This is a genomic window from Streptomyces graminilatus, assembly GCF_001418565.1.
Classification (GTDB): domain Bacteria; phylum Actinomycetota; class Actinomycetes; order Streptomycetales; family Streptomycetaceae; genus Streptomyces; species Streptomyces graminilatus.
Window position 1 is genome coordinate 1 of sequence record NZ_LIQQ01000497.1, and the last position, 21,481, is coordinate 21,481.

General features: G+C 72.0%; 20 protein-coding genes. 12 read left to right on the plus strand and 8 right to left on the minus strand.

The features are described from left to right. From AOK08_RS34005 to AOK08_RS34015, 3 genes are all read left to right on the plus strand, one after another. Nucleotides 1–305, plus strand: a 305-nt coding sequence (locus AOK08_RS34005; RefSeq protein WP_241827206.1) for an ROK family protein, incomplete at its 5' end; no start/stop codon positions are given. A 123-nt stretch (nucleotides 306–428) separates the two neighbouring features. Next, nucleotides 429–632: a hypothetical protein gene (locus tag AOK08_RS34010; protein ID WP_055533178.1), complete on the plus strand. Its 204-nt coding sequence runs from the start codon at nucleotides 429–431 to the stop codon at nucleotides 630–632. A gap of 142 nt (nucleotides 633–774) precedes the next feature. Further along, a complete protein-coding gene (locus AOK08_RS34015) occupies nucleotides 775–1,830 on the plus strand; it encodes an NUDIX hydrolase (RefSeq protein WP_055533180.1) in 1,056 nt (351 codons plus the stop codon). Between the two features lie 24 nt (nucleotides 1,831–1,854). On the opposite strand, the gene AOK08_RS34020 is transcribed toward AOK08_RS34015, so the two are convergent. Next, on the minus strand, nucleotides 1,855–3,210 hold the full coding sequence (locus tag AOK08_RS34020) for a dipeptidase (RefSeq protein WP_055533182.1): 1,356 nt from the start codon (nucleotides 3,208–3,210) through the stop codon (nucleotides 1,855–1,857). Nucleotides 3,211–3,344: 134 nt separating this feature from the next. Here AOK08_RS34020 and AOK08_RS34025 point away from each other — a divergent pair, with 134 nt between their 5' ends. Beyond that, nucleotides 3,345–4,553: a geranylgeranyl reductase family protein gene (locus AOK08_RS34025; protein WP_055533215.1), complete on the plus strand. Its 1,209-nt coding sequence runs from the start codon at nucleotides 3,345–3,347 to the stop codon at nucleotides 4,551–4,553. Between the two features lie 73 nt (nucleotides 4,554–4,626). On the opposite strand, the gene AOK08_RS34030 is transcribed toward AOK08_RS34025, so the two are convergent. Next, a complete protein-coding gene (locus AOK08_RS34030) occupies nucleotides 4,627–5,082 on the minus strand; it encodes a nitroreductase family deazaflavin-dependent oxidoreductase (RefSeq protein WP_055533184.1) in 456 nt (151 codons plus the stop codon). 212 nt (nucleotides 5,083–5,294) lie between these two features. On the opposite strand from AOK08_RS34030, the gene AOK08_RS34035 reads away from it, so the two are divergent. The 3 genes from AOK08_RS34035 (at nucleotide 5,295) to AOK08_RS34045 (ending at nucleotide 8,050) form a co-directional block, all read left to right on the plus strand. Continuing rightward, nucleotides 5,295–5,996, plus strand: a complete 702-nt coding sequence (locus AOK08_RS34035) for a TetR/AcrR family transcriptional regulator (protein WP_055533186.1) — start codon at nucleotides 5,295–5,297, stop codon at nucleotides 5,994–5,996. Nucleotides 5,997–6,104: 108 nt separating this feature from the next. Beyond that, a complete protein-coding gene (locus AOK08_RS34040) occupies nucleotides 6,105–7,388 on the plus strand; it encodes a sensor histidine kinase (protein WP_107101119.1) in 1,284 nt (427 codons plus the stop codon). After that, nucleotides 7,385–8,050: a response regulator transcription factor gene (locus tag AOK08_RS34045; RefSeq protein WP_055533190.1), complete on the plus strand. Its 666-nt coding sequence runs from the start codon at nucleotides 7,385–7,387 to the stop codon at nucleotides 8,048–8,050. The genes AOK08_RS34040 and AOK08_RS34045 overlap by 4 nt, the downstream gene beginning before the upstream one ends. Here the strand turns inward: AOK08_RS34045 and AOK08_RS34050 are convergent. The 5 genes from AOK08_RS34050 to AOK08_RS34070 all read right to left on the minus strand — a co-directional run bounded on the left by AOK08_RS34050 (nucleotide 8,011) and on the right by AOK08_RS34070 (nucleotide 12,939). Beyond that, nucleotides 8,011–8,346 carry a DUF6332 family protein gene (locus AOK08_RS34050; protein WP_198539476.1) on the minus strand — a complete coding sequence of 112 codons (336 nt, stop codon included), beginning with the start codon at nucleotides 8,344–8,346 and terminating at the stop codon, nucleotides 8,011–8,013. The two genes, AOK08_RS34045 and AOK08_RS34050, sit on opposite strands and share 40 nt — an antisense overlap. Nucleotides 8,347–8,419: 73 nt before the next feature. Beyond that, nucleotides 8,420–9,904 (minus strand): MFS transporter, encoded by a 1,485-nt coding sequence (locus AOK08_RS34055; protein WP_055533194.1) that lies wholly within the window; start codon nucleotides 9,902–9,904, stop codon nucleotides 8,420–8,422. Between the two features lie 82 nt (nucleotides 9,905–9,986). After that, entirely contained in the window at nucleotides 9,987–10,730 is a 744-nt protein-coding gene (locus tag AOK08_RS34060; RefSeq protein ID WP_055533217.1) for a maleylpyruvate isomerase family mycothiol-dependent enzyme, read from the minus strand. A 189-nt stretch (nucleotides 10,731–10,919) separates the two neighbouring features. Beyond that, entirely contained in the window at nucleotides 10,920–11,759 is an 840-nt protein-coding gene (locus AOK08_RS34065) for an alpha/beta fold hydrolase (protein ID WP_055533219.1), read from the minus strand. A gap of 589 nt (nucleotides 11,760–12,348) precedes the next feature. Further along, the gene (locus tag AOK08_RS34070; RefSeq protein WP_055533196.1) at nucleotides 12,349–12,939 is read right to left on the minus strand and encodes a 3'-5' exonuclease; all 591 of its coding nucleotides are present in this window, start codon (nucleotides 12,937–12,939) and stop codon (nucleotides 12,349–12,351) included. Between the two features lie 408 nt (nucleotides 12,940–13,347). Between AOK08_RS34070 and AOK08_RS34075 the strand changes: the two genes are divergently transcribed. From AOK08_RS34075 to AOK08_RS34090, 4 genes are all read left to right on the plus strand, one after another. Beyond that, complete coding sequence (locus tag AOK08_RS34075; RefSeq protein WP_241827207.1) at nucleotides 13,348–14,019, plus strand: hypothetical protein; 672 nt, start codon at nucleotides 13,348–13,350, stop codon at nucleotides 14,017–14,019. 508 nt (nucleotides 14,020–14,527) lie between these two features. After that, on the plus strand, nucleotides 14,528–17,797 hold the full coding sequence (locus AOK08_RS34080; RefSeq protein WP_055533200.1) for an amidohydrolase family protein: 3,270 nt from the start codon (nucleotides 14,528–14,530) through the stop codon (nucleotides 17,795–17,797). A gap of 449 nt (nucleotides 17,798–18,246) precedes the next feature. Further along, nucleotides 18,247–18,702 (plus strand): RpiB/LacA/LacB family sugar-phosphate isomerase, encoded by a 456-nt coding sequence (locus tag AOK08_RS34085; protein WP_055533221.1) that lies wholly within the window; start codon nucleotides 18,247–18,249, stop codon nucleotides 18,700–18,702. Nucleotides 18,703–18,746: 44 nt separating this feature from the next. Continuing rightward, nucleotides 18,747–19,535 carry an AraC family transcriptional regulator gene (locus tag AOK08_RS34090; RefSeq protein WP_055533202.1) on the plus strand — a complete coding sequence of 263 codons (789 nt, stop codon included), beginning with the start codon at nucleotides 18,747–18,749 and terminating at the stop codon, nucleotides 19,533–19,535. A 44-nt stretch (nucleotides 19,536–19,579) separates the two neighbouring features. Here AOK08_RS34090 and AOK08_RS34095 read toward each other — a convergent pair whose 3' ends face one another. Next, nucleotides 19,580–20,728 (minus strand): methyltransferase, encoded by a 1,149-nt coding sequence (locus tag AOK08_RS34095; RefSeq protein ID WP_055533223.1) that lies wholly within the window; start codon nucleotides 20,726–20,728, stop codon nucleotides 19,580–19,582. Nucleotides 20,729–20,804: 76 nt separating this feature from the next. Between AOK08_RS34095 and AOK08_RS34100 the strand changes: the two genes are divergently transcribed. Further along, nucleotides 20,805–21,458, plus strand: a complete 654-nt coding sequence (locus AOK08_RS34100; RefSeq protein ID WP_055533204.1) for an alpha-ketoglutarate-dependent dioxygenase AlkB family protein — start codon at nucleotides 20,805–20,807, stop codon at nucleotides 21,456–21,458. Nucleotides 21,459–21,481 lie beyond the last annotated feature (23 nt).

The window sequence follows — 21,481 nt, forward strand, 5'->3', positions numbered from 1 at the left end:
CGCCCGCCTTGCCCACGCCACCGCCGATCACGGCTACGTCGAGCTCCACCAGGGTCGCGGTGGCGGCGATGCCCGCCGCGACCCTGGTGGAGATCGACGTAGCCGTGATCGGCGGTGGCGTGGGCAAGGCGGGCGAAGTGCTGTTCGCACCGCTGCGTACGGCCCTGAAGACCTACGCGACGCTGTCGTTCGTCCAGCGGCTGGAGATCGTACCGGCGCAGATGGGCACGGACGCGGGCCTGGTCGGCGCGGCCGCGGCGGCGCTGACGCGCAGGGCGGACGACACGGCGGAGGCGAGCGTCTGAGAGCGCGGTCGCCCCGCTGGTTCGGGGACGCTTCTCAGGTGCGGGACGACGACACGCCGCCGGGAATACGACATCGCGTGCGAACCCCGTGACCCCCGGCCGGGTTCGGCAGTTGAACCGGGCATGAAGAAGCGCAGCATGCTCGCCATCGCCTCCCTCGCCACCGGGTTCGTCGTCGCGGCGATCACCCCCTCCCACGGTCTCGGGGCCGACGCCCTCGGTGATCTGAGCGTGGACGACACGCTCAGCGCTCTCGACCACACCGTCGCCAGCGACAGCCTGGCCATGGACGAGAACGCGCTGGGAGGCGGCGGCACCGCCGGCTGACGAGCCGGAAGGTGACCGAGTGGCGCCGGTGTCCCGCGTGACGGGGCACCGGCGCCACTGTGTCGGCGGCCTCAACGGGATCTGGTTTCCGTGGCAGGGTGGAACGGGCAAGCCTCAGGGGTCCAACAGAAGAGGGGGAAATGTGATCGTCGTCTGGGTCAACGGCGCGTTCGGTGCGGGGAAGACCAGCACCGCACGGGAACTGATCGAACTGATCCCGAACAGCACGCTCTTCGACCCCGAGGTCATCGGCGGCACGCTCATGCATCTGCTGCCGCCCAAGCGCCTCGCGGAGGTCGGCGACTTCCAGGACCTGCCGATCTGGCGCCGGCTCGTCGTGGACACCGCGGCCGCCATGCTCGCCGAGCTCGGCGGGACCCTCGTGGTGCCCATGACACTGCTCCGCCAGGAATACCGCGACGAGATCTTCGGCGGTCTCGCCGCCCGCCGGATCGCGGTCCGGCATGTGCTCCTCACCCCGGCGGAAACGATACTGCGCGAGCGAATAGCCACCCGGGAGATCCCCCCGGACCTCCCGGACGGAGAGATACGCGTACGGCAGTGGTCGTACGACCAGATCGAGCCGTACCGAGCGGCGCTCGCCTCCTGGCTCACCGCCGACGCCCACCCGGTCGACACCAGCGCCCTCACCCCGTACGAGACGGCCGTACGGATCGCCGAGGCCGTCGGCACCGGGACCGCGCCCGTGTGCGACATCGTGCAGACCCCGGAGCCCACCGGCGAGACGGTGGCCGCCGGGGTCCTTCTCTTCGACGAGGAGGACCGGGTCCTGCTCGTCGACCCGACCTACAAGGCCGGCTGGGAGTTCCCCGGCGGGGTCGTGGAGAGGGGCGAGGCACCCGCGCGCGCGGGCATCCGCGAGGTCGCCGAGGAGACGGGCATCCACCTCACCGACGTACCCCGGCTCCTCGTCATCGACTGGGAGCCGCCCGCGCCGCCCGGATACGGCGGACTGCGCCTGCTCTTCGACGGCGGGCGGCTCGACAGCGCGGAGGCCGGACGGCTGCTGCTGCCCGGACCCGAACTGCGCGGCTGGCGCTTCGTCAGCGAGGAGGAGGCAGCCGGCCTGCTCCCTCCCGTCCGCTACGAGCGGCTGCGCGGCGCCCTGCGGGCGCGTCAACAGGGCGCCGCGCTCTATCTGGAGGCGGGGGTGGCGGTGGGACCGGCCGAGGAGTAGCAGGAGCAGGGGATCCCGGTCGGGTCAGGACGCGGCGTAGTTCCGGAGGAACAGGGCCTCTGCCACCGACAGACGCTCCAGTTCCTCCGGGGACACGCTCTCGTCGACCGCGTGGATCCGCGCCTCCGGCTCGCTCAGGCCGATCAGCAGGATCTCCGCCCGCGGATAGAGCGACGCGAGCGTGTTGCACAGCGGGATCGAGCCGCCCTGGCCCGCGTACTGCAACTCCTGGCCCGGATACGCGACCGCCATCGCCTCCGCCATCGCCGCGTACGCCGGGCTGGCGGTGTCCGCGCGGAACGCCTGGCCCTCGCCGATCTGCTCCGTGCTCACCCGCGCGCCCCACGGCGTGTGCGCCGCCAGATGCGCCTCCAGGAGCTTGGTCGCGGCCGGCGCGTCCACGCCCGGTGGCACCCGCAGGCTGACCAGCGCGCGGGCACTCGCCTGTACGGACGGCGTGGCGCCGACCACCGGCGGGCAGTCGATGCCGAGGACCGTGACCGCCGGGCGCGCCCAGATCCGGTCGGCGACCGTGCCGGAGCCGATCAGCTCCACCCCGTCCAGCACATGAGCGTCGTTACGGAACTGCGCCTCGTCGTACTGGAGTCCGTCCCACGACGCCTCGCCGGTGAGCCCGTCGACCGTCGTCGAACCGTCCTCGGCGCGCAGCGAGTCGAGTACGCGGATCAGCGCGCCCAGCGCGTCGGGCGCGGCCCCGCCGAACTGGCCCGAGTGGAGATTGCCCTCAAGCGTGTCGACCTGGACCCGCAGCATCGTCATACCGCGCAGCGTCGAGGTGACCGTCGGCAGACCGACCCGGAAGTTGCCCGTGTCGCCGATGACGACGGTGTCGGCGGTGAGCAGTTCGGGGTGCGCCTCGGCGTACTGCTGGAGACCGCCGGTGCCCATTTCCTCCGAACCCTCGGCGATCACCTTGACGTTGACCGGGACGCCGCCGTTCGCCTTGAGGGCGCGCAGCGCGAGCAGATGCATGATGACGCCGCCCTTGCAGTCGGCGGCACCGCGCCCGTACCAGCGGCCGTCGCGCTCGGTCAGCTCGAACGGCGGGCTCGTCCAGGCGGCTTCGTCCAGCGGCGGCTGCACGTCGTAGTGGGCGTAGAGGAGGACCGTCCGCGCGCCCTCGGGGCCCGGCAGGAAGCCGTACACCGACTGGGTGCCGTCCGGAGTGTCGAGCAGGGCCACGTCCTGGAAGCCCTCGGCGCGCAGCGCGTCGGCGACCCAGTTCGCGGCGCCCTCGCTCTCGCTCCTGGGGAACTGCTCGAAGTCCGCCACCGACTTGAACGCCACCAGTTCGGTGAGCTCCGCCCGGGCCCTCGGCATGAGGGAGGCGACGGTCTCGGCGACCGGATTCGAGGACATGGGCACGCTCCTTGTGGGTGCGACGTTGTACCGGAGAGGTCCCGTGATCCTCCCACAGCGGACTGTGGCGACGCCCGCCGTAGGATGCGGGGGACAGGTGCGGCAGGCGGATGGATCAGGAGCAGCAGACCATCGTGAGCAGCGAGAACTCTTCGGCGGACGACGTGGCGCGGGTGTGGGACGTCGTTGTGGTGGGCGCGGGACCCGCGGGGGCCTCGGCCGCGTATGCGGCGGCGGTCGCGGGCCGCAGTGTGCTGTTGCTGGAGAAAGCGGAACTGCCGCGCTACAAGACGTGCGGCGGCGGAATCATCGGCCCCTCGCGGGACTCGCTGCCGCCCGGCTTCGAACTGCCCTTCAGAGACCGGGTGCACGCGGTCACGTTCTCCAACAACGGCCGTTTCACCCGCACCCGCCGGTCCCGGCAGATGCTGTTCGGCCTCATCAACCGGCCCGAGTTCGACCAGCAGCTCGTCGAGCACGCCCAGAAGGCGGGCGCCGAACTGCGTACGGGCGTCGCGGTCTCGCGGGTCGAGCAGCACGGCTCGGCGGTGCCGGACCGGCGTACGGTCGCCGTCGTCATGCAGGGCGGTGAGACCGTGCTCGCGCGCGCAGTGGTGGGCGCGGACGGCAGCGCCAGCCGCATAGGAGCACACGTCGGGGTGAAACTCGACCAGGTGGATCTCGGCCTGGAGGCGGAGATCCCGGTGCCGGAGACCGTCGCCGAGGACTGGCAGGGGCGGGTGCTCATCGACTGGGGCCCCATGCCCGGCAGTTACGGCTGGGTGTTCCCCAAGGGCGACACGCTGACGGTGGGCGTGATCTCCGCGCGCGGTGAGGGTGCGGCCACCAAGCGGTATCTGGAGGACTTCATCGCCCGGCTGGGGCTGGCCGGCTTCGAACCGAGCATCTCCTCCGGCCACTTGACGCGCTGCCGCGCCGACGACTCGCCGCTCTCCCGGGGCCGGGTGCTGGTCTGCGGGGACGCGGCGGGCCTGCTGGAGCCGTGGACCCGCGAGGGCATCTCGTTCGCGCTGCGCTCGGGGCGGCTCGCGGGGGAGTGGGCGGTACGGATCGCGGAGGCGCACGACGCCGTGGACACGCGCCGCCAGGCCCTGAACTACGCGTTCGCGATCAAGGCCGGGCTCGGCGTGGAGATGGCCGTCGGCCGGAGCATGCTGAAGGCGTTCGAGCGGCGCCCCGGCATGTTCCACGCCGCCCTGACCGGCTTCCGTCCCGCGTGGAGCGCCTTCCGGGACATCACCCGGGGCTCCACCTCACTGGGCGAGCTGGTGCGCACCCACCCCCTGGCGGGGCGCGCCCTCACCGTGCTCGACCGGCCCTGAGCCTCCCTCACAGCGGCCCTGGGCCTGGTTCGTACAGGCCCTGAGGCCCCGTCGTCCAGGTCCTGCCGGGCCGTCACGGCTTGACGGTGATCCGGAAGACGGGGTGCTTGTGGGCGGCGGCGAGCAGTTCCTCGTCGGTGGAGTTCACGTTCACGTCGCCGAAGAAGCGCCCCACCTCCCAGCCCCACTTCTTGAGATAGGTGCGCAGCACGACCGGCTTCTCCGCGTCGGGCAGCTCGACCGCCGTGAACTCCTGTACGCGGCGGCCCACCTTGAGCTGTCCGCCGCCGGCGGCGCGCATGTTCCGCACCCATTCGGAGTGGCCGCGCGCCGAGATGAGGTACGGGCCGCCCTCGTAGGGCAGCGGGTTGACGGGGACCTGGCGCCACTCGCCGCTCTTGCGGCCCCGCACGGAGAGTTCGGCGGTACCCATGAGGCTCACGCCGTGGCGGGCGAGCCAGCCGACGAACCCGTTCATGGTCTTGTCGAATCCCTTGGGCTTTATGTAGTGGGTGGATGACGACGACATGGTGTCCTCCTGGGAAAACCGGCAGATCGTGGCATGAGTGACAGTGACAGTGACAGTGACTGCGAGTGCGTTGGTGCGGCTTGCGAGAGCACTGCTCTCGCTTGAGATCAGTCTGCCGGAGAATGGTGATCCAAAGCAAGAGCACTGCTCTCTTTTTAGTTCACTGATCTGGTTTGTGTGCACTGCTCCGAAAGCGTGGAACACTCGAAGCCATGAGTACTGCACAAGGAGCCCGAGCCCGCGCCCGCCTGGAAGTCACCACGGCGATCAAGGACGAGGCGCGCAGACAACTCGCGGAAGAAGGCGCCGCCAAGCTCTCCCTGCGGGCAGTGGCCCGTGAGCTGGGCATGGTCTCCTCCGCGTTGTACCGCTACTTCCCCAGCCGCGACGACCTGCTGACCGCTCTCATCATCGACGCCTACGACTCCGCGGGCGAGGCCGCCGAGACCGCCCACGCCACCGCCGCGAACACCACACCGCTGCGGCGCTGGGTCGCGGTCTGCGAGGCGGTGCGCGTCTGGGCGCTGGACCATCCCCACGAGTACGCGCTGATCTACGGCTCTCCGGTCCCCGGCTACAAGGCGCCCGACACGACCGTGCGGGCCGCCTCCCGGGTCGGCCTGCTGCTGACCGGCATCGTGCGCGACGCCCATCGGACCGTCGGCGTGGCGCGTACCCCGATCCCCGCCGAACTGCGCCCCGAGGCCGAGCGGTTGACCGCCGCCCTCGACCCCGAGCTCCCGCCGGAGGTGACGATGGCGCTCGTCGCCGCCTGGGCACAGGTGTACGGGCTGGTCGGCTTCGAGCTGTTCGGCCAGTTCAACCGCGTGGTGGAGGACCGGGAGACGTTCTTCCGGTACGCCGTGAGCCGGATCGGCCACGAGGTGGGCCTGGTGTTCCCCGAGAAGGCGTAGGGGCGCGGCCGGGAGCCGGCCCACGGGCCTCGTACTCCCCGGGGAGTACGGGTGATCACCTCGCCCGGCGGACGCCGTCGTGGGGCGGTGCCGTCTAGCGTGGCGGACATGGACGAGCAGCGGGAGCGCGGACGCGGGGGAGGCCCGCCCCGGTGGTGGGGGCACGCGCCGCCATGGCGGGAGCACCGGGCCGGAGAGGACCGGGAGGGTGAGGACCGGCCCGGGACGGGCGGCGCCGGCCGATGGCCCTGGCGTTCCACCCTCCTGGTGACCGCCTTCGTGCTCGCCGGCTCGAACTTCGCCGCCCACCAGCAGACGGGCGACCGCACCGGCCTGGACCTCTTCGCGCGTGTCCTGCTCGTCGTCGGCTCGGTGCTGCTGCTGTGGCGGCAGCGGCACCCGGTGCTCGTCGTCTTCGGCACCGCAACGGCCGCGATGATCTATCTCGGCGCCGGATACCCGTACGGGCCGGTCTTCCTGACCGTCGCCCTCGCCTGCTTCAGCGCTGTCGTCGCCGGGCACCGCAGGGCGGCCTGGGCGGCCGTAGGGATGCTCTGGGCCGGGCACGTACTGATCGGGCATCTGCTGTTCCGCTGGCTGCCGCCGGCCCACGACAAGGCCGCGCCCTGGGGGCAGGAGCTCGCGGTCACCGCCTGGGTGGTGGCCATGGTCGCGGTCGCCGAGCTGGCCAGGGTGCGGCGGGAGCAGTGGGCGCGGGAGCGCGCCGAGCGCGCCCAGGCCGCCCGGCGGCGCGCCGACGAGGAGCGGCTGCGGATCGCGCGTGAGCTGCACGACGTACTCGCGCACAGCATTTCGGTCATCAACGTGCAGGCCGGGGTCGGTCTCGCGCTGCTCGACTCCGACCCCGAGCAGGCCCGCACCGCGCTCACCACCATCAAGTCGGCCAGCAAGGAGGCGCTCGGGGAGGTGCGGCAGGTGCTCGCCACGCTGCGTACGCCGGGGGACGCGCCCCGCGCTCCGGCGCCCGGCCTCGACCGGCTGCCCGAACTGGTGGAGCAGGCGGCCGGGGCCGGACTGACCGTCGATGTGCGCGGCACGGCCCCGAAGCTGTCACCGGGTGCGGATCTGGCCGCCTTCCGGATCGTCCAGGAGGCCCTCACCAATGTCGTACGGCACTCGGGTTCGCGCCGCGCGCGCGTGCGGGTCGAGGTCGCCGAGGCGGACGGCGTGCTGCGGCTGTACGTGGACGACGACGGGCCCGCGACCGGCGCCGACGCGGGTGGCAGCGGGAACGGGCTGGCCGGGATGCGGGAGCGGGCCGCCGCCCTCGGTGGCACGATCGAGGCGGGACCGCGCGCGGACGGCGGTTTCCAGGTGCTGGCGGTGCTGCCGATCAAGGTGCCGCCACTGAAGGTGAAGGAGGACCGGTGATCCGGGTACTGCTGGCCGACGACCAGTCGTTGGTCCGCGCGGGGTTCAGGGCGCTGCTCGACGCGCAGCCCGACATCGAGGTGGCCGGGGAGGCCGCGGACGGCGAGGAGGCACTGCGCGGCGTACGCGAACTGCGCCCCGATGTCGTCCTGATGGACATCCGGATGCCCGTGCTGGACGGTCTCGCCGCGACCCGGCGGATCACCGGCGACCCGGAGCTGTACGACGTCAGGGTGGTCATGCTGACCACCTTCGAACTCGACGAGTACGTCTTCGAGGCGATCCGCAGCGGCGCCTCCGGCTTTCTGGTGAAGGACACCGAACCCGACGAACTCCTGCGCGCCGTACGGGCGGTGGTCGCCGGTGACGCGCTGCTCTCACCCGGCGTCACCCGGCGACTGATCGGCGAGTTCGCCGCCCGTTCGAAACAACCGGCCGCCGCCGACGCCCTCACCCGGCTCACCGAACGGGAACGGGAGGTGATGGCGCTGGTCGGAATCGGCCTGTCCAACGAGGAGATCGCCCGGCGCCTGGTCGTCAGCCCGCTCACCGCGAAGACCCATGTGAGCCGCACGATGGTCAAACTGGGCGCCCGCGACCGGGCCCAACTCGTCGTGCTGGCCTACGAGTCGGGGTTGGTGCGGCCGGGCTGGCTCGGCTGAGCCCGGCCGGCGCCGTCGTGCTCGCGGGCGAAGCGGTTCAGTACGCTCACCACGCGCACCGCGAACAGGACGGCGCCCAGTGTCGCGCCCGAGCCCACGAGTATGTCCCGTGCGCCGTCGGACAGTTCGAAGACCCAGGCCGGACCGGCCACGGCTCCGAAGACGACGGCCGCCAGGAACAGGGCGCTGCACAGGGCGTATCCGATCTCCACGGTGACCGCGTCCCGCCGGGCCTGGGTGCCCCGCACGCGGCCCTGCCCCAGATGTTCCATGTCATGTCCCCCGTAATTTTCCATCCGCCGAGTCAAACAGGCGGATGCCCGGCCGGGCAAACCATCCCGGCCGGGCACGGACGCTGACGATTCATTCTCAGTCGCGGGCCGCCACGCGCCGGGTCGCCTCCTCCTCCTGCTGAAGGGACTTGGCGACCACGACCGACCGCCCCGGACGCCGGGTGCGCAGGCCCGGGAGGGTGGCGAGCAAACCGACGAGGGCGATGCCCGTCACCACGATCAGTCCGGGCCGGTAGGCGTCGAGGACGGCCTGCGGTGAGGCGTGCTCGGGGGTGCCCGCGGTGACCACCGCCGTCACGACGGCCAGGAAGATCGCGCCGCCCACCTGGACCGAGGTGTTCAACAGGCCGGAGACCATGCCCTGTTCGTGGTCGTCGACGCCGGTCGTGGCCTGGATGTTGAGCGAGGGGAAGACCAGGGCGAAGGCCCCGCCGATCAGCACCATCGACGGCAGGATGAGGGTGGCGTAGCTCGGGTCGAGGCTGACGCGCAGGAACAGCGCGTACCCGGCGATCATCAGCGCGAAGCCCACCACGATCAGCCGCTGGGTGCCGAACCGGTCGACGATCGCGCCCATCTTCGTCGCGGACAGGGCGACGATCGCCCCCGCCGGCAGGAAGGCCAGGGCGGTGTGCAGCGCCGACCAGCCGAGCAGCGACTGCATGTAGATCGTCACCAGGAACTGGAATCCGACGTACGAGCCGAAGAGTGTCAACGCGCCGAGCTGCGCGCGGATCTGGGGGCCGGAGCGCAGCACACCGAGCCGGATCAGCGGCCCGGCGGAGCGCCGTTCGACCCGGACGAAGACGGCCAGCAGCACGGCTACCGCGAGGAACGACAGCAGGGTGCGGGCCGAGGCCCAGCCGACCTCCGGGGCCTGGACGACGGTGAACACCAGTAGCAGCATCGACGCGGTGCCGAGAATCGCGCCGGGGACGTCGTAGCCGTTGTGGTCCTTCTCGCGTTCGCTGCGCGGCAGCAGCTTCAGGCCCACGACCAGGGCGAACACGGCGACCGGCGCGGGCAGCAGCAAGGTCAGGCGCCAACTCGCCTCGGTGAGCAGGCCGGAGAGCACCAGGCCCATGGAGAAGCCGGTGGCCGCGCAGGTGGTGTAGATGGACAGGGCCCGGTTGCGCAGCGGGCCCTCCGCGAAGGTGGTGGTGATGATGGACAGGCCGGCCGGGGCGGTGAAGGCGGCGCTGAGCCCCTTGACGAACCGGCTGGCGATCAGCAGCGGCCCCGAGTCGACGAGCCCGCCGAGCAGTGAGGCGAACGCGAAGACACCGAGCGCGACGAGGAACACCTGACGGCGCCCGAGCAGGTCGGCGGTCCTGCCGCCGAGGAGCAGGAGTCCGCCGTATCCCAGGATGTAGCCGCTGACGATCCATTGCAGCGTCGAGGTGGAGAGGTCGAGATCCGCGCCGATGGACGGCAGCGCGACACCGACCATCGACACGTCGAGCGCGTCCAGGAACATCGCGGCGCAGAGCACGAGCAGGGTGCCCCACAGCCGGGGGGTCCAGCGTCCGTCGGACGCGGGTGTGGTGAGCGGAGAGGTCATGAAGGAGACAGTACATGCACATGCATTGAGTGCTGGTGCATTTAATGTTGATGCAACAAACTCGATGGGGGTGGGGGCGGTGTCAGATCACGCCGGACTTCTCCTGCCAGAGCGTGGCGAGCGTGGGATCGCCGGTCACGGCGGGGAACGGCTGCCGGTTCCACACGGCCAGATAGAGATCGGCGGCCGGGCCGCTCACCTCGCAGTCGGCTTCCGGCCCCTCCCCGGCAGCGGTCCGCTCGGCGGCCGGCGGCTGTGCCGACAGCCGTACGGTCCACACCGCGTCGTCCCGGTCGGTCGCTCGTACCCGCAGTGTCCGGGGCTCGTCCGTGCGGACCCGGCTCTTGGCGCGGGCGTGGAAGCCGACCAGGAGTTCGTCGATGCCGTCGGTGGCGAGGTCCGGGTCGAGCGGGGTGGGCGTACCGCCCAGGGCGGACTCGGCGTCCACCCGGTGGACGGCGGTCTCATGGGCCTGTCGGCGGGTCCAGAACGCGAGCGGCGACGGGGCGGGCAGGAAACTCCAGCACTCGACGTCCGAGGGCGCCGAGGCGAGGGTGTCGACGAGGGTTCGATGGCCCTCACGGAACCAGGTGAGCAGCGCGCCGCCGTCGAGATCGGGCAGATCACCGAGGGGGCGGGGCGTCGTGAGCCGCTCGGCGACGTACGAGGTGGCCCAGCGGTGCACCGCACCCGTGTGCAGCACCAGGTCGCGCACCTGCCAGCCGGGGCAGGTCGGCACCTTCGCGTCGGTCCCCGCCCGCTCGGCGGCGGCGGCCAGCGACTGGCCCTCCGCGTCCAGGATTTCCAGGAATCGCGCGGTTTCCATCAGGGCGGTCTCCATTCGAGCGGTGTTCATACGGGTGGTGTTCATACGGGCGTTTTTCGTCCCGGCGGTTTTCGATCGGGCGGTTTTCGATCGGGCGGTTCTGGTTCGGGCGGGTTCTGGTTCGGAACGGGGGTGGTTCGGAACTGGGGTGGTTCGGGGAGTGGGGTGGTTCCGGACTGTGGTGGTTCGCTAGCCCAGGAAGGCTTCGGTGGTCGCGACGAACCGGGGCGCGTCGTCCAGCCATGGGAAGTGTCCGGCGCCGGGCTGGACGACCAGCTCGGCGTGGGGGAACAGTTCCGAGAGCTCGGCCATCGCGGGCGGCGGGGAGTTGAGGTCGACCTCTCCGGCCAGTACGAGGACCGGTGCGGCGAGCCGGGCGAGGGCCGCCCGGGTGGCGGCCGGGTCGAAGGCACCTTCGGCAGCGAAGACGGCCGCGGCCTCGGCGTTGCGCTGACCGTCCTCCGCCGCCCGGTGGGCGCGCGCGGCCTCGTCCCAACGGCCGTACCAGAAAGGGGCGATGGCCTGGAAGGTGTCGGCACCGGCCCGGCCCGCGACGAGCGACTCCAGGGCCTCGAACGCCGCCGGGAACCACGGTTCGTCCCGGCGCGCCCGCGCGATCCCGATCCGCGTCTCGCCGGTGACCTGGACACCGACGGCCGCCACGCTCGGGGTGACCAGCGCGAGCCTGCCGACGCGTTCGGGGTACCGGGCCGCGTACAGCACGGCCAGATTGGTCCCGGCGGAGTGGCCGAGCAGGTCCAGCCGGTCGAGGCCGAGATGCTCGCGCAGGGCCTCGACGTCGTCGACGAGGCGGTCGCAGCGGTAGGACGCCTGGTCCTCCGGTACCGCCGACCGGCCGGTGCCCCGGAGATCGAGCATGATCAGCCGCCGGTGCGCGGACAGGCCGCCGAGGTCCCCGAGATAGACAGAGTCCTGCATCGGCCCGCCGGGCAGACAGACGAGCGGCGGTCCCTCTCCGAGGACGCGGCAGGCCAGCTTGGTTCCGTCGTACGCGGAGAAGACAGACATGGTCACGACTCTCGCAGCGGGGTCCGGGCCGGGCAACCGCATTTCGTGCGCAGACCTGCCGTGGACAGGGGGTTTGTCGTGTCCGGCCACCGTCGTGCCCGTGCCCTGCCGTGCCCTGCCGTGCCGTGGCGGGGGCTGTGCCGGTGGCCGTCGTGTCCGGTGACCGCCGTGCCTGGCCGACTCAGCGCCGGCCCCTGCCGTGTCCGGCGGACGCCGGGCCGGTCACCCTCGTGTCCGCCCCTGCCGGGTCGGGCGGACGCTCTGCCGCCCCTCGACTCACCGCGTCGGATGACCGCACTCGCCGACGCCCAACTGCTCCCCGCGCGCGGGCCGGTCGGCGCGCCGGCGTGCACGCGCGGGCCCATGAACTCCTTGCCCATCACGACGAACGGCTGATCGAGACGCGGCGGGCGCTCGGGGAAGGGACGCACAACGCAAGCGCCGTGCTGGGGGAGTTGGGTGGGCCAGGCGAAAGGTCCCCTGCACCGACCTGAACGGCTTCAACCGGATGCTCGCCGTCAATGAGACGGCGGCGCACCTGGATGTACTGGTGACCCGGGGCAGGCCGGGTGCACGAGTTCCGACGGCGTCAACCGGTGCACGGCCGGGCGGCGGGCCATGCCCCGCGGCCCAACAGATCCAGGACGAGTGCGGCGATGTTCCACGCGTCGTCCTCGCCTCGGTGATGGCGTCCTTCGAGTGGCAGTCCGGCTGTCCGCAGGGCCTGGTGCATGCCGGGTTTCCTGCGCAGTCCGTAGGCCGCGGTGAATACGGCCTTGGCGTTGGTGTGGGTGCGCTCCGTTGGATACCCGAACGGGTAGGCCACCCCGTCAGCCTGACTCTGCCGAGCGAATTGCCGACGGTCGTACTCGCCCCAGCTCGCCCAGGGGCGCTCCCCGGCCTCGTACTCCTCGACGAGTATCCGGCATGCCTCGGCGAAGGTGACGCCCTGTTCCACCTCGGCTTGCGTCAGTCCGGTCAGTTCAGTGCAGAAGTCGCTCACCTTCGACCGGACAGGGCGAACCAAGACACGGTGCCGGGACACACGACGCCCTGCCGACACGTCCACGACGGTGAGACCGATCTCGATGATCTCGTTCACAGAGCCGGGCGGCGGCTGTCCGTCCCAGCAGGTGGCTTCCACATCGATGACGTTCAGCAGGGCGGAATCGTGGCGCATGCGGCCGAGGGTAGGGATGCTCGCCCGCTTCCGGTACTCAATTTCCGCATGTCCACGCCGTCCCGCGCACTACCTCCCGGAGCCGTGCCCGTTCTCATCTCGTGTGCCCCAATCCCGGCGTCATCACCACTCGATGCGGCAAGTGGTCGGCGGACAGGCGCAGTTCACGAGGCGCTGACGCGTACGTCAGCAGGGGCGGGCAACCGGTCGTGGAGGCATGGGCGAGGGCTTCCGGGAGAAGCTTCGGTGGAGCCGGTCCGGGTACCGGCCGCGGTCTGGACAGGGGGCCGGACGCGTGGCACCGTCTCGGAAGGCACGGGTGCGTCTTCGCGCGGTACCCCGAGCGGTAGGGCGACATCGGAGTGGGGGAGCATCTGCTCAGCCACCGTCTGCCTGTGAGGATCCATCATGCGCTCTGCCCGCTCCGTCTTGCCGCCCGTCCTGCTCTCCTGCCTGCTGCTGGCGGGCTGTTCGTCCGTCCATGTCGGCACGTCGACGCCGTCCAGTACGCGGAGTCCAGGAGCAGGGGCGCCGGGCACCACCCCGCCGGCCGGCTCGGGCAAGGCGATCGCGGTGGGCGCGGGCCCGCAGAAGAAATACGCGGTGCAGCAGCAGCCGGCCGCGGGCTCCTGCCACTACAGGTACGAGCACGGCGAGCCTCTGGAGGACCCGGCGTGCACGCCGGGCGCGATCTCCCCGGCGGTCACGCAGCAGAACCTGAGGTCGACGATATGCGCGAAGGGCGGCTACACCTCCAAGGTGCGCCCCTCCACGTACGTGACGGGCAAGGAGAAGAAGGCCAACGCCCTCGCGTACGGCTTCACCGGCAGCATGAGGGACGCCGAGTACGACCACCTCATCAGCCTCCAGCTCGGCGGGGACCCCAACGACCCGAGGAACCTGTGGGTGGAGCCCGCCGACCCCGGCCACAGGAAGGGCTCCGGGATCAACAACAAGAAGGACCCGGTGGAGACAAAGCTGCACACCGCGGTCTGCAAAGGGCAGATAAGCCTCGCAGCCGCGCAGCGGGCCATAGTCACCGACTGGACCACCGCCCTCAGCAGCCTTCACCTCGGCTGACGACGGGCCGTCGGCGCGGGTGCGTCGGGGATCGTCCAGGCTGTCCCCGGAGTGGGGTCGGAATGGTCGCGGGCGCGCGAAAGCCCCGGCTGGACGGGGGAGAACAGCCGGGGCCGTGGGGTGGTGACCTGCGGAGGGCGGTCGCCTCTCGGCGGAGGGCTCCATGGGGCTTCAGCCGTACGATCGTCCCCATGGGCTATAGGTGAGGCCCGGGGACACTGTCCCCTCCGCCGGCCACGTACGCATCAACGGCGGGCCGCCTGCGGTTTGTTCCCGCCCCCTCCGACGACGGACTCACGGACGGGTGAAGATTCGGCCGAGTACGCAGGGCGGGGTCGCCCGAGAGGGGGTTCGCCCCGTACGTTCTGTCGGCGGCCACTCCTGTCCGGCCCGTCCAACCTGCCCGGCACGCCAACTCCTCGCCCTGGGAGCCCCTTTGGCCACCGAAAAGAGCAATGACACCAAAGACGCCGCAGGCGTTACAGGCGCCGAACACGCAGCGGGCACCGTGGAACACGGCACCGGGTCCGGCCCGCTCTCCCGCCGCAGATTCCTCCAGGCGACCGCCACGGCCACCGCGCTCGCCTCCGTCGGTACGCCGGTCGCCGCTGCCGGCACGCCCCGCGCGTCAGCCGGTTCGCGCCGCGCGTCAGCCGGTTCGCGTCGCGCGTCAGCCGGTTCGCCGGGCGAGTCCGCTGCCCGTTCGGCGGCGATCAGCCTCACCTTCACCGCCGCCACAGGCGGCTCCGCGACCCTCGCCCCCTCGGGTGAGCGGCTGGTCGCCGAGGTCCAGGGCGTGCTGTGGTCCGTGCCGCGCGGCGGTGGCAGCGCCGTGGCGCTGACCTCGCCCGGTCTCGAACCCACCCGCCCGCAGTTCTCGCCCGACGGCAGCCGTCTCGTCGTATGCGCCTACCGGGGCGGCTGCTTCCACCTGTGGACGCTCAGGCCCGACGGCACCGGGCTCCGGCAGCTCACCGACGGACCGTGGGACGACCGGGGGCCGGCCTGGTCGCCGGACGGCACCCGGATCGCGTTCTCCTCCGAGCGCGGGGGCGACACCGTGACCGGCGCCCCGTACCGCGTGTGGGTCGTGGACGTGCGCAGCGGCGCGCTGACCCGGCTGACCGGGAATCCCGCCCAGGAGGGCCCCGGACAGGACACCGCCTGGGAGGACTTCGACCCTGCCTGGTCGCCGGACGGCGAACGGGTGCTGTTCGTGCGCGCGACCGTCCCCGCAGCGGGCACCCTCCGCGCGGCCACCGTGGCGTCGGTGGCCGCGGACGGGGCGGGCCCGGTCGCCACGGAGCACGCCGACGACTCCGGTGCCCAGCTCCTCACCCCCGCCGTCTCACCCGCCGGACGCCTCGCCCACCTGCGCACCACGGCCGCGCCCGCCGCCTCCTGCACCCTCGTCGTGGACGGCACACCGGTCGCCGTCAAGGGCGACCTTCTCCCGGCACCGCCCCGCTGGACGCCCGACGGGGAACGGCTGCTGCTGAACATCGACGGCCACTTCCGCCTGGTCGACCCGGCCGCGCCGGACGACGGCGAGGAGATCCCGTTCACGGCCACCCTCCCGGTGAACCGGCCCGACTACCGTGTCAAGGCGTACGACTTCGAGGGCGCCGGCGTCCGCCCCGTCCGCGCGCTGCACCTGCCGGCCCTCTCCCCGGACGGCCGGTCCGTCGCCTTCGCCGCCCTCAACGCGCTGTGGACGGCCGGCGTCGAGGGCGGGCGGCCACCTCGCAAGGTGCTCCAAGTCCCCGCCACGCGCTATGTGTTGGCGCCCACCTGGACGTCCGACGGCACAGCGCTGGTGTACGCCGACGACCGCGACGGCCTGTTCACCGTACGGCGCCGCGACCTCGGCTCCGGCGCGGAGACCGTCCTGGCCGGGGGAGGCCGGGTCTTCCCCGCCCTCTCGCCCGACGGGACCCGGCTGGCCTGCCTGGACATGTCGGGCAACCTCGTGGTGCGTGACCTGCCCGACGGCGCCGAACGGGTCCTCGCCGCGGCCCTCGGCGTCGGTGGGCTGCCCGGCCGGCCCAGTTGGTCGCCCGACGGCCGGTACATCGCCCTGTGCGACCGGAACCGGGTCAACCAGCGTTTCCGCGAGGGCTACAACCTCATCCGCGTCGTCGACACCACCACCGGCAGCACCGCCCTGCACGCCGTCGCCCCGCACACCTCGATCGCCGACCGCTACGACTCCGGACCCGTGTGGTCCCCGGACGGCCGCTGGATGGCCGTCGTCGCCGAGTCCGCGCTGTGGCTGCTGCCGGTCCGCGCCGACGGCACCCCCGACGGCGAACCACGCAGGCTCACCAACGAGGCCGCCGACCACCCGTCCTGGTCGGCCGACGCCCGCACCCTCCTCCACCTCGCCTCGGGCACCCTGCGCCTGATCGACATCGCCGACGGCAGTACCCGTACCGTCCGCTTCCCGCTGGACTACCGCAGACCCCGCCCGGCCGACACGGTCGTGCACGCGGGCCGCTTCTGGGACGGCACCGGGCCGGACGTCCGCGACGACATCGATGTCGTCGTCCGGGGCGGCCGTATCGCGGAGGTCGCCCCGCACCGGGCCGGCCGCCCGGCGGTGCGCCGGGTCGACGCGAGCGACCGTACGGTGATCCCGGGCCTGTGGGACGCGCACACCCATCCCTGGCAGTCCACCTACGGCGGCAGGCAGACCGCTCTCCAGGTCGCGTACGGCATCACGACGGCCGTATCCCTCGGCGGCTTCGCCTACGAGCAGGCCCGGATCCGCGAGGCGGTCGCCGCCGGGGCGCTCGCCGGACCCCGGCTGCTGTCCACCGGCGAACTGCTCGACGGGGACCGCGTCGCCTACAGCATGGCCCGCGCCCACCGCACCCCCGAGGGCCTGCGCCGCTCACTGGCACGGGCGCGGGCGCTGGAGTGGGACTTCGTGAAGACGTACGTACGAGCCCCCGGCTGGGTGATGAAGGAGGCCGCCGAGTACGCACACGACCGGCTCGGCGTACGCAGCGGCAGCCATCTGTGCAGCCCCGGCGTACAGCTCGGGCAGGATCTGACGACCCATCTGCAGGCCACACAGCGGCTGGAGTTCGGGCACGCGACCACCGCCACGGGCCGCGCTTACCAGGACCTGGAGGAGATCTACACCCGTACCGACTTCCACCTCGTCGCCACCCCGTTCACCTCCCTTCCCCTGCTCGGCGCCGACCCCGCGCTCGCGGACGACCCGCGCGTCACGACCCTCATGCCGCCGTGGGACACCGCGTTCGTCCGGCAACAGGCCGCGCTGCCACCCACCGCGTCTCAACTGGCGACACTCGACCGTGAGTTGAACATCTACCGGCGGATCCTCGCGGTGGGCGGCCTGGTCGCGCTCGGCACGGACCAGCCGCTCGTCCCGGTGGGCCTGCACCTCCACCTCGCCCTGCGCGCACTGCACCGCGCAGGCCTGTCACCGGCACAGGCGCTGCGCACCGCCACCGTGCTGCCCGCGCGGGTCTTCGGCGCCGACGCCGACCTCGGCACGCTGGAGGAGGGCAAACTCGCCGACCTGACGGTCGTGGACGGTGACCCCTTCACCGACTTCGCCACCCTGATCCGCACCGTGGCGGTCCTGCGCGGCGGCATCCCCTTCGAGCAGGCGGACCTGGTCGACGCCTTCGGGCCCGCCTCGACGCGGCTCGCGGGCCCGGGGCGGTCCATGTCGGCCGAGGACTGGCTGGAAGTCGGTCACCAGATGAGACGCGAGGGATGCTGCGACCCCGGCAGCGGGGGCTGACCGCCGGGGACGGGATCTCTCCGGACGAGGCGAGCGCGCTCTCGATGATGGTCCGCCGGTACATCGCCACCGGCGTGCTGTCGTACGCCGCGCCCGCTCGCCGCCCCCGGCGACCCGGACGGCGCCCGGACCGGGGTCCGGAGCGTCAACGAGTACGCCGCCGAACTGGTCAAGAACCGACCCGACCGCTTCGGCCTCTTCACCGTGCTGCCCTCCCTGACATCGACGGCGCGCTCGCCGAGGCCGTCCACGCCCTGGATGAGCTGAACGCCGACGGCGTGATGGTTCTGTCCAACGCCCAGGGCCGCTGCCTCGGCGACCCGGAGTTCGAGCCCCTCTGGGCCGAACCGGACCGCCGGTCCGCCGTCGTCCATGCTCCCCGAGGGGTGGGGCACCGGCTTCGACAACTCGCGACGGGCCTCCGGTCCACGGCCGGTTACTCTCGGGACATGCGGATTTCCGTTTCCTCGGACATGGACGAACCCGTGGCGCGCGCCCTCGTCGGTCAACTGCGCGACCGCGGCCACGAAGTGGTGACGTACGGGGCGCTGAGACCCGGCGACGATCCGCAGTGGGCCGTCTGCTCGGAGGTGGCGGCCCGCGAGGTCGCCGCCGGGCGCGCCGACCAGGCCGTCGTGTGCTGCTGGACCGGCACGGGCGCGTCCATCGCCGCGAACAAGGTGCCCGGTGTACGCGCGGCCCTGTGCGCGGACGCCTACACGGCGGACGGCGCGCGCCGCTGGAACGACGCCAACGTGCTCGCGCTCAGCCTGCGCCTGACCTCGGAACCACTGCTCAGGGAGATCCTCGACGCCTGGTTCGCCGCCGAGCCGAGCCGGGACGCCGAGGACCGGGAGAACGTGACCCGGGTCGAACGGCTCGACAGCGCGCGGGGCGCCGGGTGAACCAAGGCCCGGCTCCCTCGAACCACGGCTGGTAGTTTTTCACCATGCGTGAAACGGAGCTGTATCTCGGTGAGCCGCCCCACGTGGCGAACGCCGGCGTCGGCGTGCACGGTGTCGCCAGCCGCACCGACGTCTTCCGGCTGCCCGAGCTGTGGCAGTTGCACCTCTACCAGTACGAGGCCGAACTCACCGTCGACGGCACAGCGCACGCGGTCCGTCCGGGCCGGGTCAGCCTCGTCCCGCCCGGCAGCACGGTCCGCTTCCGCTACCAGGGCCGCTCCGAGCACCTCTACGCGCACCTGCGCATCCCGGCCGTCGGCCCCTCGCGCACGGTGCCCGTCGTCCAGGACGCCGGCCTCGAACTCCCCACCCTCACCGGCCTGTTCCTCGCCGGGATCGCCGCCGTGCCGCGTACACCCGAGCGCACCAGAGCCGAGATCTGGACCGCGCTGTGGCGCATCGCCCACCTCACCCCGGACACCGAACGCCCCGGCCCCGGCCCGCACCCGGCGGTCGGCGCCGCCATCGCGTACATCGAGAGCCGACTGGCCGCCCCGCTCACCGTGCCCGCCGTCGCCCAGGCGGCCGGCGTCTCGCACAACCATCTGACCAGGCTGTTCAAGGCCGCGACCGGCGACACGGTGGTCGGCTACGTCCGCCGCCGCAGACTTGACCGCGCCCACCACCTGCTGCGCGCCTCGACCCTGTCCATCCCGGCCGTCGCCGCCTCCGTCGGCATCCCCGACCTCCAGGCCTTCAACAAGGCCTGCCGCCGCGAACTCGGCGCGTCACCACGCGCCCTACGGGGAGAGACGACCATGACCGATACGTGAGGTGGTGAGGTGGTAAAAATTCACCACCTCGCCGCTTTGATACCTCACTGCTTCACGGCCTTCAGGACCACGAACTTGGCGTCGCTCGCGACAAGTTGGCTGTTCCCGAAGAGCTTCCGCAGCTTGATGTGATAGCCGAGATGCCGGTTGCCGATCACATACAGCTCACCGCCAGGCCGCAGTGCCCGCCGCGCGCCCGTGAACATCCGCCAGGCCGTCGCGTCCGTCGTGGCCTGGTGGGTGTGGAACGGCGGATTGTTGAGCACGAGGTCGACGCTCTCGTCCGCGATCCCGGCCAGCCCGTCCCCGACCCGGAACTCGGCCCGCCCGGCTGGCAGCCCGTTGCCCCGGTAGGTGGCCTCCGCCGAGGCCACCGCCTGGAACGACTCGTCGACGAACAGCAGCTCGGCCTCCGGCGCGGACAGCGCCACCGCCGTACCCACCACACCGTTCCCGCAGCCCAGGTCCACCACCCGGGCGGTGCCCGACGGCTCCGGCAGATGCCGGAGGAGGAACCGGGTGCCGATGTCGAGGCGCTCGGCGCAGAAGACCCCCGCGTGGTTGACGACAGGCCGCCCGGACGCGCGGCCGATGCCGTCGGGCAGCTCGTACCGGTACGGCCAGGGACTGGCACCCCGGTCCGGCGAAGGGTCGACCGTGGCGTGGATGAGCCGGGCCTTCCGCTCCGCGAGGGAGGTCCGGGTCGGGCCGACGATCCGCTCGAACAGCTTCAGCGTCGAGGTGTGGATCTCCTTCACCATGCCGGTGCCCACCACGACCGTGCCCTCGTGCAGCGTGGGCGCCAGCCTCAGCAGTTGGTCCTCAAGGAGCGCCAGACTCTTCGGCACCCGCACGAGCAGCACGTCGACCCGCTCCGGCGGCGGATCCTGGGTGGTGAGCAGCCGTACGGAATCCTCGTCCGCACCGGCCCGCCGCAGGTTCGCCCGGGTCGCCTCCTGGGCCAGGAACGAGTCGGTGATCTGTGTCGGCCCGTGCGACCCGGGTGCCGTGGTGAGCGCCGTGGTGAGCGCGCCCCAGCGGTCGCCGACGATCACGACCGTGCCGGACAGATCGGTCCCGGACTCCGCGAGATGCCCGAGGAGGTAGTCGTCGGAGGCGTCCCAGGCACGCAACCGCTCACGCGGGTCGGCGGGGAAACGGGTCAGGGCCAGCTCGGACCAGGGGGTCACCATACGGTCGGTCATCGTGGTCCCACCCTACCGATCCGCAGCTCACACCCCGCAGGCCCGGTCGGGCAGGATGGGAACCATGGACGCCGAGCTGTTTCCCAGGACCCGAACGGAGATCGCGCCGGGCGCGGTCCACGTACCGGACTGGCTGGACGCGGGGCGTCAGCGCGAGCTGCTGGACGCCTGCCGCGACTGGGCACGCCCGCCCGCCGGGCTGCGCACGGTCCGGACGCCCGGTGGCGGCACGATGACCGCCCGGCAGGTCTGTCTGGGCCGTCACTGGTATCCGTACGGCTATGCGAACACGGCCGTCGACGGCGACGGCGCGCCCGTGAAACCGTTCCCCGGCTGGCTGGGCGACCTGGCGAGGGAGGCCACCGCCGCGGCCGGGTACGAGGAGTGCGGGCTCGAACTCGCATACGACATCGCGCTGATCAATTTCTACGACGCCGCAGCCCGGATGGGCATGCACCGCGACAGCGACGAGAGATCGGACGCACCCGTGGTGTCCCTCAGCCTCGGCGACACCTGCCTCTTCCGCTTCGGGAACACCGAGACACGGACCCGGCCGTACACCGACGTCGAACTGCGCGGTGGCGACCTGTTCGTGTTCGGCGGCGCGTCCCGGCTCGCGTACCACGGGGTGCCACGGGTGTACGAGGGCACCGCGCCGCCGGAGTCGGGGCTGACCCGAGGGCGGCTGAACATCACGCTCCGGGTCAGCGGTTTCTAGGCCGACGCTGCTGTCAGCGCTGG